This window comes from Haladaptatus sp. R4 (genome assembly GCF_001625445.1).
GTDB lineage: Archaea > Halobacteriota > Halobacteria > Halobacteriales > Haladaptataceae > Haladaptatus.
This window is the reverse complement of sequence record NZ_LWHG01000033.1, coordinates 26956-40164: the sequence shown is the minus strand read 5'-3', so window position 1 is coordinate 40164 and position 13209 is coordinate 26956. Positions and strand designations below refer to the sequence as shown.

The following is a 13209-nucleotide window of genomic DNA, read 5'->3' as shown; positions in this document are numbered from 1 at the left end:
GGTTCAATCGTTTTGTTTGTCCTCGTCGGTGGAGACATTGTCAATCGTATCGAGCAGACTACCGGATGGAACTTCTAGCTTGGTAGCGATTACTGCCATCAATTCCCACGCTCGTTGTCACCGATCTAAATCAAATTGTCTGGTGGGGTTCATCGCTAGCCAGACTGGAAATGAATACGTCGAAGTTAGTATAATATACTAACTCTTATTAGTGTCTGTACCGCGGAAAAACGAACGAATGCGAGAATAAAAGAGGACCAGAAGCGTTCGCGAGAGTCAGCGAAGAAATCCGTCAACCACACACCAGGGCAGGGGGATGCAAATCGCCCATTGCAAGCACCGCATCAGGTGTAGCGAGACGATGGCCGCACGGACTGACATGGAACCGTGACGGACTCGCCACCGTCATGGTCCCAACAAGCCGCAGGCAGTACGGGTATCGACACTCTGTCTCCATCGATTTGCCTCCTTCTCGATGGAAAGCAATTTGTTGCAGTCGTCGCAGACGAGAATAGGTCTTGGCCGTCGCTATGTTTCAGGTGACCACAAAGCATTTATCAAGACGTGTCAGAGAATAGCATGTAGCGAGGATACTTTGACATCACGGATCTGGCGCCATCACTCCTGATCCGCTCCCCGCCACATTTAGCTACCCATCGAAAAAACTCGGGAAGTGGTATCTCGGCCTTTCATAGGCAGTAATAATCCGACGATAGAATGCTGTGTGTTACCGCTCATCCCCAAAGTGATATTTAGCTATCTGTTGTCTGTTTACTCGAGTATGAGTAGCTCCTCCACCACATCGGCACAGCCACATGACACCCAGCCCGAGTCAATTATCGAAGCGGTCATTGAGGCTGTCCTTGAGGTTCATGGATCTGAACCCCAGACACCGCTGTATCAAGCCATTGATCCGGATGCGCTTGAACAGCTGTACCAACACTCGTCGCCGACGGTTCATTTTGAATATATTGGCTATCAAATCACGATTGATTCACATCGGACGGTCTCGGTTTCCGAATTGGCATAAGCGACGTGGTCTACTGGCCGAAAAAGGGCTCATACTGGAAGTCTGAGCGGTGAAGAGTGACGTTTTTCAGCGATCTCAGGAAGGATGGGAATAATATATGACGAAGAGACAATAGCTACGCATCTTCTGACCTCCAAGGTGAATTCTTTCCAAATATTTTTATAATTAGAATAGACGAATATAAATAGACATCCGAGAACAATCGGTTACGTGAGCAGTAGTTCGTGACTGCATCAGATATTTCCATAATCGTGCTAATCCGCCCTCCAAGGAAGTATAATTCAACACATGAACTCAATACGAGCAACTAGCTTGACGAAACGGTACGGCGACACGACAGCAGTCGATTCGCTTGACCTGACGGTCCCCAATGGCATTGTATATGGGTTCTTGGGTCCGAACGGTGCGGGAAAAACAACAACGATGCGAATGCTGACAACGCTTATCCGGCCGACCAGTGGACAGGCGTTCGTCGGAGGTGAGTCGATTACCGATCGTAACGCCGTAACGACACACATTGGTTATTTACCGGAAGAACCACCGCTGTACCCGGAGTTAACCGCATACGAACAGTTGGACTACGCCGCCGGTCTGCGAGACATCGCAACACCGGAAACAACTAACCGAATTGAAACACTCCTCGACCGTCTCGATTTGACTGGCGACGCAGACGATCGGATCGTTGGATATTCGAAGGGAATGCGCCAAAAAACTGCGTTCATACAGGCAATTCTCCACGACCCGGATGTTCTCTTTCTGGACGAACCGACAAGCGGTCTTGACCCACGATCGGCACGTACAGTGCGGGACATCATCATCGAACTCACTAACAATGGAACGACGGTGTTTCTCTCGACACACATTTTACCCATCGTTGACGAACTTGCAGATACGGTTGGCGTGCTGTTCGACGGACAACTCATTACCGAGGGTTCGCCCGCTGAATTGAAACGTCGCGCCGAATCGGGCGAGCAAGACACCCTCGAAGACGTGTTCCTTGAAGTGACCGACGACGAATCGGCCTTCGAAGGAGAATCGAACGATGCGTGACCTCCATTGGATACGTCACAGCGTCCGTATTGGCTTCACCGACTACCGGCGAACCGTCAGGAAGTTTCGGTACAACCCGACACGATTGCTCTTTCTCGGCGTCGGTTTGCTTGGAGTTGGCATTGGCTTTGGTGGTATTGGCGTCCTTTATGCCGTGTTACTCCGCTCAATGGAACGACCGATAGTGCTCTCTGACACCTTCCGAGGGACGGTCGTCATAGGATGGGCACTGGTGATTTTCCTAACCCAGCGATCAATCTCGCTCAGAACACGCCTTGACGCTGAAGCATTCGTACTCACGACAGTCTCCGACAGAGCAGCGGTCGGTGGACTCCTCATCGCTGAGCTCCTACGGTCGGTTACGTATCTCTTCCTGCCGACGACACTGGCTGTTGGAATCGTCATCTACGCCTTTCGAACTCCACTCAGTGTGTTGTTCGTCCCGCTCGCAGTCATGGCGTTCACCGCGAGTGCGGTTGCAATCGGGTACGTATTCGGGTTCGGGAAGGCGCTCTTGTTTACACGGTCACGATTCGCTAATCGGTACGCCACTGAACTTGGTGCGCTTAGCGTTGTCGTTGCCATCGCTATCTACCTGATAATACAACTGGCTATTTTCGAGTCGTCTGACGTGAGCAAGGTGGCATGGATTCCGATTGGATGGTTCATCGATCTCGCACTCCTTGGGACGCCAGTCGTCGTCTCGTTAGGTCGAGCAGTTGGCGGACTCCTCGGAGCACTCGTCGTCATCCTCGGCGGAATAACCATCACTGAATGTCTCGCCACCACGTATTGGCACACTGAATCAACAGTGCATCTGGTCGACGACACGAACATCGGTCACGGCGTCAAGACGCTTGCAGACGCACTCTCACCGCTTTTGATTCCGCGTTTCACGAGCGTTCCGGCTTATCGCGTCTCACAACTGGCAATGCTTCGCTTTCGTCGTGCGCCCCGCCGGCTGTCATTGCTCTTCGTCGTGGTCCTCACAGTCGGCACGACACTGAGTAATGTGGTCGTTCAGACGGACAAAGTCAGTGCTTTCGTCCCACCAGTTTGTGCACTGTTCGTCCCATGGTTCGCGGGGGCTACATTCGGACTCAACCCGCTCGGTGATGAGGGACCACTCCTCCCTACAACGCTCACGTCCTCGATTTCCGGGCGTCAGTTCGTCCGCGGGCTGATGCTTCCTGGATTGTTGTTTGGACTGCCGCTCGCCGCTCTCTCAACACTTGTCGCAGCCATATTTAGCCCGTATACACCGTGGGAACGACTTGGTCTCGTCATTCTCAGCGTCGTACTCACTGGCTTCGCAACCGCTGTTGCTCCTGCGGTCGGGATTCGCTTCCCCCGTTTCAGTGCCCTTCTTCCTGGACGAAGCCGTGAGGACGTCTCACCCGGTTTGACCGCAATGAGTGTTTATTCTGTATTAGTTAGTGGTCTCGGTGGCATTGCGATCGTAGCACTCCTCGCCCCAGCAATACTTGCTGATTTAGTAGTGAGTTTTGGTGTCGACCTTCCCGTGTCGTGGCTTCACAGCACGGGTTGGCACTCGTTATCGATTTTATCCACCATAGCACGAGTGTTGTTCGTCGTGATTTTGGTCGCAGCACTCGGTGTCGGAGCAGTCGCGTATCGGTATGCGGCCCGGTCTTTCGATGATTACACCCTCCAGTGAATACCATGACCGCGGGTCTCGGTTATGTGCCAGTCATACACACGGAATTGACGACGATATTTTGGCGTCGTCAGTAGTCACTCTCGATGAGCAAAAAGCCAGGTTCTATGCCAAGGAAATGTTAGTGGTGCGTCTCGATGATCTGTCGGGAATGCGGTAGAATAACGGAAATTTGAAATGTTCTGTGGTGACGTTTGTTGCGTGCTGCTGTGCTCGGTCGAGGAGAGCCGTCGGTGTCTCGGGAGTATCGTCGGTCACAGTGCTCGCGCTTTCGGTGAGCGTTCGCTGGTCGGTGATATCCGAGATCGTCAATTGGCGTGCCATGGATAAAAACAGCTGAAGTGGTGGTTAGTTCGGCAGTTCTTTCCGTCCCATCCTTACGCACGGCCAGCACGGGAAGTCACCGAGGCCCTCACAGTCACAGTCTTCGGGTTCGGTCTCGTTGTCCTCGGACGGAAAGGCCTCAAGCGTCCCGTCGTCGGTTGCGTTCTCGACGGCGGCCATGTGTTTGCAGAAGGTGTTGCGATGGACGTGATACGGACACGTGCAGGCCAATCAGTTCGTTGTTCACGTCGTCGATGGAGACGGTGTATTGGTGGTCAACGGGGTTCTCGTAGCTCTCGTTGGAGACGTCGACCATTCCAGGGATATCGACATCGAAGGAGAATTGTTCCCACTAGGCGCGTTTCTGTGCCGTCTCGTCAGCTTCAAAGTCACTAGGCATTATCGTTGACATGGTCTTTCCTGAGTCCATTAGGAAGACCGGTGCCGGGTGTTGTCGCACCCGGCGCGTTTCTCGGATTGTTACGCCCTGAGGGGCACCGTTCTTCCTATTACTTCCCACTATGGGAATCAGCTTAATACTGCCAAATGGGACTATAAGGCTCCATATCTAATATCCCTTCTCACAAAGGGAATGTTTATAGTGGTCGCACTGATACAGTGAAACATGGGCGAAAGCACTGACAAGGGCCCGGGGCGAAACCCCCGAGTCACTGACGATGAACTCCTCCGCGTTCTTCGCCGGGCTGACACTCCCGTGCTAACAACCAAGATGGCGGCGGATGAGTTGCCGATCACCAGGCGCGCCGTCCTCGACCGTCTCAAATCCCTTGAATCTCGCGGTGTCGTCGAGAGCATGGAGGTCGGACCACGCGGCCAGGTGTGGTGGGTTGCCGACGAGAATGGTGACGAGAGCGGCGAGCCGGACTACCTGGCTGGCTGGGGTGCTGCTGCCGGAACGGATTTCGGAGAACGCGTTCGCGAAGCACATGACGATCTCGGTGCCGCTTTTGACGAGCGCGCCGATCGGCACGCTGAACAGCGAGATGAGAACGATCGATGAGTAGTCAGTCACCTGGTGCACTCCTCGATACCAGCTTTCTGATCGACTATACGGACCGAACGCCCGAAACGAAAGCGTTTCTCACCGAGTACAAAGGCGAACGCAACGAACCCATTTCGATTCCCACGCTTGTCCTCTACGAAATGTATCGAGGCCGGTTGCATAGCGACGGCCCAGCCGATATTCCTGACCTCGATTACAAACTTCGGTGGGCAAATACCGTTGGTTTTGATCGGTATTCTGCGCTCGAAGCAGCGGAGATCGAATCAGAACTGGCGTCACAAGGCGAGCTCATCAACGGGGCAGACATCCTGATCGCCGGAATCGCCCGTCGGAAGGAAATGCTCCTTGTCACGGCCGATGGGGACTTTTCGAACGTTAAGAGCCTTGATGTCTTCGACGTTCGCGAAGACTCAGTAGACAGTCTGTAAAACCGTATTGGTTTTGATGAAGACGATGTGAATCACGACGCAGCAAGTGCGGTCTTCGATGGGATGGAATCGGGTAAATATGGTCCGGTGTTCACGAGTCGGTATGTGCTCTCGGAGTTAGCAATGCTCACCACTCGGAAAATAACTACAAGACAGCGGTGGATCTGCTTCAGACGATTCGGCGTTCGGAGAGTTTCAATATTCTTCCCGTTGGAGAGGGTGTATTTGCCGCAGCGTATGATGAATTCGAGCGCTATGACGACCAGCAGATTTCGTTTGTTGATCACACGAGTGCGGTGCTTGCTCGTGAATATGAGATCGACCATGTCTTTGCCTTTGATCGGGATTTCACGACGCTCGGACTCACTCGGGTACCTACGGATATCCAGTTCCCGGAGTGAACGAGAGATCGTGGTTTATCACAGCTATCGGTCAATAAGATCGTTCAACAACACTCGGCCCTCCACAACTGAGATCCGGTCCTCTACACCAACAGCTACCAAGACATCTCGAATCGCTTGCTCCGCGATCGTATCACTCACAAGTACCGCAACGTGAGCTGCATCTTCGACGACGAATTGATAGGCCAATCCAGCGAGAATAGTATCCGTTTTCTCGATTTCGTCTTCCGTGACGTCATTGGCTGAGAGACTCAACATCCGTCTTCGCGTTTTGTCGACGACTTCCGGAACACGAGGAATTGAGAAGTCAATTCGACCTGGCTCCAACCATCCTGCATCTTGGGCTGCTCGCAATCGATCGCGCTGGTAGGCGTATGCATCAGGGCTCTCACCTAACTCCGCAGCAACTTGTTCTGGGACTGTGACGGTGAGGTTCCGCTGGCGAACGAATCGCTCGAACGCCTGGTATTTCTCGTTCGACGGCCCACCCATTGCGAATAGGACACTACTGTCGATAATCGCAGTGCTGTCGCTCGGAATCTCGGCCCCTCCCATTATTCGGCTCGCTCCAGATAGGGATCGTAGTTAGTCGCCTCCTCGACGACGTCCTGTAACGCAGTGAAAACGGTCATTCCCTCAACGGGATGAACACCAAGTTTGGATGCCCCAGTCCGTTGTGTGAGTTCACCATTCATGACCCGGAGCGTGTAGTGGAGCGCCGCGGCCAGTTTCGCGATTCCCTGTCGCTCGACGAAGACGCGGATGTCCTCTGTATCGTGCTGGCGGCCAATCGCGTCGATGAGGGTTGGTGTTGCAGTCACGTTGCCATGCTCGGTCTCGATTTGGAGACGAATCGGTTCGACGGTGACCATTGCTGGTGTCTCATCGTCGTGGCGGGACAGCACACCCATCTCCTCGAGTTGCCCGATATATTTGTAGGTCGTCGAGTGGGCCATATCGAGATCCGTTTTGATCGTCTCGATTGCGACTGGCCCATTCTGGAGAATGTAGATGTAGAGGCGGGCAAGTTGAGGTGTGTTCAGGAGTTCAGCGTAGGTGAGAAGGTCGTTGAACGTTTCCTCGTGGTTGGGGGTTGTCGAGATTCGGTCGTCCGTTGACATCACAATACATGTTCTATGGATAGTGTATTAACTCTTCTCCTACGACGGAATGGTATCGAAAACCAGAAGTCGGGAAGTACTCGGCGGCGACCGTCGTAGCGTGCTGTCGTGTTCGGTCAAGGGGACCCGTCGGTGTCTCAGGTGTATCATCGGTCTCAGTTTTCGCGCTTTTCGTGAGCGTTCGCTGGTCGGTGATATCTGAGAACGTCAACTGGCGTACCATGGATAAAAAGCGCTGAAGTGGTGGTTAGTTCGGCAGTTTCTTCCGTCCTGTTTGTACGCACGGCCAGCACGGGAAGCCACCGAGGCCGTCGCAGTCACAGTTGTCTGGTTCGGCTTCGTCTTCGTCCTCAGACGGGAATGCGTCGAGCGTGCCGTCGTCGGTTGCATTTTCGACGGCGGCCATGTGTTTGCAAAAGGCGTTGCGGTGGACGTGATGCGGGCAGGTACAGGCCATCAGTTACCTCGGTCACGTCGTCGATGGAGACGGAGTACCGGTGGTCAGCGGGGTTCTCATGGCTTTCATTGGTGACTTCGATGAGTCCGGGGGCATCGACGTTGAAGGCAAATTGTTCGGTCTGTGCGCGTTTCTGTGCCGTCTCGTCAGCTTCACGGGCTGCAGATGTAGTGGAATATAACAAGGGCTCTAGCGGGTACCCGAATCGGAAGATCATTATTGATAGCAAACTCACTTGGCTGCAGATATAGCGCGGAGCTGACTGTTGTCGCCCTTCGTCTGTGCCGTTACTTGGATGTCAGAGTCGCATTCACTTGCAGCCGCAAGGAGTTCCTGATACCGATTCCGAATCGTAACGGTGCTCACGTCAGTTACTGCCGATACCTCATCTTGCGTCACCTTCTCATCAGTCAGTAACGCAGCTGCGTAAATGGCCGCAGCAGCAAGTCCAACTGGATTCCGGCCACTATGAAGTCCGGCTTCTTTGCCGATCCGGAGTAGGTCGTGGGCCTGCCGTTCGGTAGTGTCGCTGATTGCGAGCTCTGATGCAGACGAAGCGATGTAATTCTCTGCATCCGGTGGTCCGATCTCGAGGCCAAGCTCGCGATTAATATAGCGATAGGCTCGTTTGAACTCCAGTTCATCGACCCGGCTCACTTGCGCTACCGCTTCAAGCGTTCTTGGTGTCTGTGTCTGTCGGATCGCTGCATAGACTGCAGCAGTTGCAACGCCCTCGATAGAACGACCAGGCAAGAGATCTTCGTCAAGCGCACGCCGATAGACAACGGAGGCAGTCTCACGATTGGCCTTGGATAGACCAAGCGCGGAACTCATGCGTTGGATCTCTCCGAGCGCCTGTTTGAGGTTACGCTCTTTACTATCACGGGTGCGGAAGCGCTCATTCCATGTGCGAAGACGTTGCATCTTCTGACGCTGACGGGCTGAAAGCGAGTTTCCGTAGGCGTCTTTGTTCTGCCAACTGATGTTCGTCGAAAGTCCCTTATCGTGCATCATTTTCGTCGTTGGGGCACCCACACGGGACTTCTGATCTCGTTCGTTTGAATCGAATGCTCGCCATTCTGGTCCATGGTCAATGGAATCTTCATCAACGACGAGTCCACATTCGGTACACACGGTTTCACCCCGCTTGCTGTCCGCTTCTAACTGACCGCCGCATTCTGGACAGACGGTTTGCTCGGTAATCGTGTTCTCATTGTTTTCGTGCTCTGTTTCCGGGGTCCGGGACGTGGCCTTTGACGTCGGTCCACGTTCAAATGTGGTTTTTTCAGAGGTGACTGAATTCGATGAGAGTGGTTTCTCACCTGTAAGCGTAGTCAACGCTTCAACAGTAAGTAAGAGCCAGTCAATCAAGAATGCTTGTTCGGTATATGCCGAATAAATGGATCACATTCTTTGCCTCCTTTATCGCAAGAATAAGACGGTATAATCCGTTCTAGACTAAATTGAGTCTGTCAAATACGTTATGAATGTCCGCATTCGATTTGGCATAGTCCAAACAAGCACTCATAAGGGAATACCTCTAAAGGTAGAATGTAGTGAGCAACAACCTCAACGACATCGCTGGACTACCTGACGAGCTTAACATCGGAGATGACCTCGCTCGTTCCGAGCAACGGGCCTTGATCCGTATCGATACGCGTCGCTATGGCAAAGCGATGACGATTGTCGAAGGCTTAGATTCATCTAGCGTTGATCTCGAAGAACTCGCCTCAACACTGAAGAGCAAACTCGCTGTCGGTGGCACCGTCACTGATGGGCATATCGAACTACAAGGCGAGCATCGTTCCCGATTACGAGAAATACTCGGAGAAGAAGGCTTTCAGGTCAAGACCTAGTTACGCTCGCTAATCCCAGAGTGAACCGTCATTTTTGGAGCATATCTGAGTAGTATTCCCACGAAAACGTACTAGTTTTAGATATTCCACTATCCTTCTATCTCCGTCTCTCAACCTCTTGATCGAGCAACGCGACACCATTTAGTGTCGAGTCTTTTACGAAGCGAGTCATAATCCACGATTCAGCTTGTTGCAACCGATATTGGAGTGTCGACCGTGGAACGTCAATTGTGTTTGCGAGTTCGTTGAGTGAGATCTCACGTGGTGTCTCATAGTAGCCATTAGCAACTGCAGCTTCAGCGGCTGCTCGTTGTTCATAGGGAAGTTCAGCCACTGAGATAGTCCGCTCAGCCCAATGACAAGGCTCTCCAAGCTGTTCAAAATGTACCGAGAGTCCATCTTGGAGATGTGCATTGAGCGATTCGTATAGATCACCAACGTTCTCATCATTCCGCATAAGCAGATGCCATTCGTAGGTGTTTGTTCGTCGTTCAGCCTCAGCGAGGAGACCGTCTCCAAGATAATGGGCCGCTAGACATGGAATCGAGTGACAGTCTGTTGTCGCCGGTCGGTACAGATACACGGTCCGAGTATGGCGATCAGCATCGAGCAACTCGTACTCCCAATCGAGGTGTGCGTGATCATCAGTTACACATTCAAGGCACTGTTCATGCGAGTCATACACGCTGTCTATCTGATCAAGCGCTTCTGTGGGTCCAGCGATCCGATCAATACGCCAGATGCCGCTTTTCGAGACATGGCATGTAAGCGTCCGAGCGTGAGCACTGGGGTAGTCCATGAACACATCCATAATCGGATTGATCCCATGTTCGTACTCAATTCTGAAAACGAATTCTCGCATCAAGGGAAGTTGGCCTATACCGAATAAAATGCTTGGGGTTGACGCGGCTACCCATGGAATAGTGCTGCCGTATTCCAGTACCTCGTCCATCTATCGATTATACTGAATACCAAAGTTGCTAAATACTCGGCATACGCCGAACCAGGGACTATTCGATCGTAGCACAAAGAACAGGTAGATAATGAACAAATCACGTTCTGATACAGACCTTCACGTTGCACGTTATGAATACGAATCAGGTTGGGTCGTTGCTGTCGACCTTCTCGAATTGGCTATCGACACCGAATACGTCACAGTCGATTATCTTGAAGAGGAAGCTGTTATTGGCATCGATACACCAACACTCAAAACAGAGATTGACCTTACCCTCCCAGAACAGGAGGCAGAACACCGATTCAACAATGGTGTTCTTGTTATTAAGAACGTAACATAATAGACATCCTCTTGCCCGTCGAAGAGAGCGCAGAATAACGGCAAAAACATCTTCGTCGCACGGATTATTGGTCTCTGTTTTTCTACGCATAGACTTGGTGGTGTGGTCTAGTGGACATAGCACATCCCGATTAGCTATGGGGTCATCAGAGTCTTTGGGATGGCAATCGTTTCAGTACCTGTACGAACAATGGATGTACTGGTTGCAGGCTCTCACGGTCAAGTCGGACAGCACATTATCGATCTACTGAGTCAGAGTGATCATACCGTTCGAGGAATGGTTCGAGACGATCGCCAAGTAGAAGATATCGAAGATCTCGGGGCAGAGGCGGTCGTCGCAGACCTCACCCAGGATGTGTCGCATGCAGTTGAAGGATGTGATGCAATTATTTTTGCTGCCGGATCTGGTGGCGATGACGTGTGGGGAGTTGATCGAGATGGAGCGATCAATTTGATTGAAGCTGCAGAAAATCAAGATGTCGAACGGTTTGTGATGCTAAGCTCAATCAATGCTGACTCGCCCGAAGAGAGCCCCGAAGCGCTCCAAGAGTATTTGGCTGCGAAAGCTGAAGCCGATAAAGCACTCCAAGAAAGTGAGTTACTCTATACGATCATTCGGCCAGGCCCGTTAACGAATGAGCCGAGTACTGGTCAAATCAAAATCGGGGATGATCTTGAGCGAGATGGAGATATTCCGCGTGCCGATGTCGCCGGAACACTCGTCACTGCGCTCTCCCTAGAGAGTACATATGGGGAGACGTTCGAGATTCTTTCAGGTGAAATACAGATTCAAACAGCACTAATGGAGCTTGGATAGGGTGTTCGGCAGAATCAAGAAACAGAAAAAGGATTTTAGAAACAACGGTCGAGGATCATCACTTTCGGTGCGTACTGTTGTACTCCTCGATCGAGCAGCGCCATTCTGTCTTGTGGGATGTGAACGAAGAGTGAAAGCAAGGGCTCAAGCAGAAACTAGTAGTCCGCGAAAATCTTCCTCGTATCTTTTCCTTGTTGCGAGAACTACTTAATACGAGGATTCGGTCAGTGGCCGTTGCCCACCTCAACATGGAGTGACCCGCCGCACTTGCTACAACTGTATTGCTCGGGGTTGCGCACTGTTTTCGAGCGTCGATACCGAGCAATCCGACCGGCGCAGTCCTCGCAGACGAGCCACCATTGTGGTGTAGTGAATCGCTCGCAGTGCTGGGAGGTATCGAGGGCGTCCGTCCAACAGGTGAACGTTCCGCCGTGATTCGCCTCACCGAACTCGTGGTACTGTCAGGCGTGGATGAGTTCGTGCCGGACGGTTTCACTGAATTGCTCCCAGCCGTGTTGCTGGTAAGCTTTCCAGGTCAACGCGATCGTGATTGCCGCTGTTGCAGGGTCGTACTTCGTGACGCCTGCCTGTCGTTGGGCTCGATGTGATACCTCCCAATCGATCGTTTCGACCGGCAGGTCAGGGAAGTGTTCAGCGGCGACGTTCGTTGCGTGCTGTCGTGCTCGGTCGAGGAGGGCTATCGGTGTCTCGGGTGAATCGTCGGTCGCAGCGTTCGCTCTTTCAGCGTTTGCTGATCGGTGAGATTCGAGATCACCACGATCGATATTGTGGTTCGTTCCTTCATCCGTTCATTGACGAACGAAATTAACTGACAGTAAGACTGGGAATATTGTACCGGCTAGTGCAACTCATGTCTAAAACATACCGATGAGTGAGAGAGTACGTGAATTAGGGAAAGATAACGATCTTATTGGGGTCCGATGGGTGCATCGAACGGCCCGGTTGCGACCAAGAGATGACCTTTCGTACTGATACCAATGGGAAGTTGTGGAAGTGGCCGGGGTGCAGGACCACTGAGGACTTCCGCTCCTTTGAGTGGATCATATATACTATTATGGCAGGGACAGTGAAGATTCTCGCCGCTTCGCTCCGAAACAAGACACCCTTCATGCGTACAAACCATCGAGTACGCCACGTACCCGTCGGCTGTCCAATCGGTGTGAGTCGGCTTCGTGTACTTCCCTTCGGGAAATCGAAGCAACAAGGTCGGTGCCGCGGAGGTTTTGAGTGGTTTTCCTGATCTCAGCTCCGGAAGAACGACACGCTCCTTCCCGGATCCGGATGGTAGCGCATTGTTTGCGTTCAGTCGGGCACCGTTCTTATCCACGAGGTGGGTTCCCTTCACATATACCGTCTTGTAGGATGATCCCCGGCCAGCGCCGACACCAGCATCCGAGATTGCGCCGATTGTACTCACACCGATACTACCAATTGCAACGCCGCCACCGACTGCTGCCAGCCATTTTGCTACCGTTCGCCGTGACATCTCTGGTGGATGATACTCATATCCATCACCATCCGCACGTTTAACAAGAGTCCCCTCTCGTTCACGCTGTCGCTCTTCTTCGCTCGTTTGCTCGTCCGTTCCCGCATTATCTGTTGGTCGATTAGATTCATCGTGTGCCATTGTTGGTCCCCCCGAAAACATGGCGTTCGTTCCCCCTATTCACCCCACACATGACATAGCTTGCTCCTCAGGAGTACTCCT

Annotated in this window: 17 protein-coding genes; 8 read left to right on the top strand and 9 right to left on the bottom strand. The window is 52.4% G+C overall.

The features are described from left to right. Positions 1–781: 781 nt before the first annotated feature. The 3 genes from A4G99_RS24810 (at position 782) to A4G99_RS22855 (ending at position 3758) form a co-directional block, all read left to right on the top strand. Positions 782–1030 (top strand): HalOD1 output domain-containing protein, encoded by a 249-nt coding sequence (locus A4G99_RS24810; RefSeq protein WP_190303857.1) that lies wholly within the window; start codon positions 782–784, stop codon positions 1028–1030. Positions 1031–1318: 288 nt separating this feature from the next. Next, on the top strand, positions 1319–2080 hold the full coding sequence (locus tag A4G99_RS22860) for an ABC transporter ATP-binding protein (RefSeq protein WP_066148575.1): 762 nt from the start codon (positions 1319–1321) through the stop codon (positions 2078–2080). Further along, positions 2073–3758, top strand: coding sequence for a hypothetical protein (locus tag A4G99_RS22855; protein ID WP_066148574.1), 1686 nt, complete (start codon positions 2073–2075; stop codon positions 3756–3758). Before A4G99_RS22860 ends, A4G99_RS22855 begins: the two co-directional genes overlap by 8 nt. Positions 3759–4106: 348 nt before the next feature. Here A4G99_RS22855 and A4G99_RS26305 read toward each other — a convergent pair whose 3' ends face one another. Next, positions 4107–4313, bottom strand: a complete 207-nt coding sequence (locus A4G99_RS26305) for an SWIM zinc finger family protein (protein ID WP_190303874.1) — start codon at positions 4311–4313, stop codon at positions 4107–4109. A 487-nt stretch (positions 4314–4800) separates the two neighbouring features. Then, the gene (locus A4G99_RS29140) at positions 4801–5115 is read right to left on the bottom strand and encodes a hypothetical protein (RefSeq protein WP_066148572.1); all 315 of its coding nucleotides are present in this window, start codon (positions 5113–5115) and stop codon (positions 4801–4803) included. Between A4G99_RS29140 and A4G99_RS22840 the strand changes: the two genes are divergently transcribed. Together A4G99_RS22840 and A4G99_RS22835 are read left to right on the top strand one after the other, a co-directional pair. Continuing rightward, positions 5100–5534, top strand: coding sequence for a PIN domain-containing protein (locus A4G99_RS22840; protein ID WP_066148571.1), 435 nt, complete (start codon positions 5100–5102; stop codon positions 5532–5534). The genes A4G99_RS29140 and A4G99_RS22840 overlap by 16 nt on opposite strands. Before the next feature lie 158 nt (positions 5535–5692). Further along, positions 5693–5935: a type II toxin-antitoxin system VapC family toxin gene (locus A4G99_RS22835; RefSeq protein WP_223302172.1), complete on the top strand. Its 243-nt coding sequence runs from the start codon at positions 5693–5695 to the stop codon at positions 5933–5935. A gap of 24 nt (positions 5936–5959) precedes the next feature. Here the strand turns inward: A4G99_RS22835 and A4G99_RS22830 are convergent, their stop codons facing one another. The 4 genes from A4G99_RS22830 to A4G99_RS22820 all read right to left on the bottom strand — a co-directional run bounded on the left by A4G99_RS22830 (position 5960) and on the right by A4G99_RS22820 (position 8884). Further along, complete coding sequence (locus tag A4G99_RS22830; protein WP_066148570.1) at positions 5960–6490, bottom strand: hypothetical protein; 531 nt, start codon at positions 6488–6490, stop codon at positions 5960–5962. Continuing rightward, positions 6490–7056, bottom strand: coding sequence for a transcriptional regulator TrmB (locus A4G99_RS22825; protein WP_066148568.1), 567 nt, complete (start codon positions 7054–7056; stop codon positions 6490–6492). The genes A4G99_RS22830 and A4G99_RS22825 overlap by 1 nt, the downstream gene beginning before the upstream one ends. A gap of 247 nt (positions 7057–7303) precedes the next feature. Further along, positions 7304–7513, bottom strand: coding sequence for an SWIM zinc finger family protein (locus A4G99_RS26300; RefSeq protein WP_190303873.1), 210 nt, complete (start codon positions 7511–7513; stop codon positions 7304–7306). Positions 7514–7744: 231 nt separating this feature from the next. Beyond that, a complete protein-coding gene (locus A4G99_RS22820; RefSeq protein WP_394337485.1) occupies positions 7745–8884 on the bottom strand; it encodes a transcription initiation factor IIB family protein in 1140 nt (379 codons plus the stop codon). A gap of 185 nt (positions 8885–9069) precedes the next feature. Here A4G99_RS22820 and yciH point away from each other — a divergent pair, with 185 nt between their 5' ends. Further along, positions 9070–9369 carry a stress response translation initiation inhibitor YciH gene (gene yciH / locus A4G99_RS22815; RefSeq protein ID WP_066148566.1) on the top strand — a complete coding sequence of 100 codons (300 nt, stop codon included), beginning with the start codon at positions 9070–9072 and terminating at the stop codon, positions 9367–9369. Between the two features lie 97 nt (positions 9370–9466). Here the strand turns inward: yciH and A4G99_RS24795 are convergent, their stop codons facing one another. Continuing rightward, positions 9467–10321, bottom strand: coding sequence for a helix-turn-helix domain-containing protein (locus tag A4G99_RS24795; RefSeq protein WP_150123214.1), 855 nt, complete (start codon positions 10319–10321; stop codon positions 9467–9469). 91 nt (positions 10322–10412) lie between these two features. On the opposite strand from A4G99_RS24795, the gene A4G99_RS22800 reads away from it, so the two are divergent. Next, positions 10413–10664 carry a hypothetical protein gene (locus A4G99_RS22800; protein WP_066148559.1) on the top strand — a complete coding sequence of 84 codons (252 nt, stop codon included), beginning with the start codon at positions 10413–10415 and terminating at the stop codon, positions 10662–10664. A gap of 189 nt (positions 10665–10853) precedes the next feature. Next, a complete protein-coding gene (locus A4G99_RS22795) occupies positions 10854–11480 on the top strand; it encodes an SDR family oxidoreductase (RefSeq protein WP_066148557.1) in 627 nt (208 codons plus the stop codon). Positions 11481–11941: 461 nt separating this feature from the next. On the opposite strand, the gene A4G99_RS29590 is transcribed toward A4G99_RS22795, so the two are convergent. After that, entirely contained in the window at positions 11942–12181 is a 240-nt protein-coding gene (locus A4G99_RS29590) for a SprT-like domain-containing protein (RefSeq protein ID WP_394337489.1), read from the bottom strand. A 227-nt stretch (positions 12182–12408) separates the two neighbouring features. Further along, on the bottom strand, positions 12409–13128 hold the full coding sequence (locus A4G99_RS24785) for a ubiquinol-cytochrome c reductase iron-sulfur subunit (protein ID WP_190303856.1): 720 nt from the start codon (positions 13126–13128) through the stop codon (positions 12409–12411). Between the last annotated feature and the right edge of the window lie 81 nt (positions 13129–13209).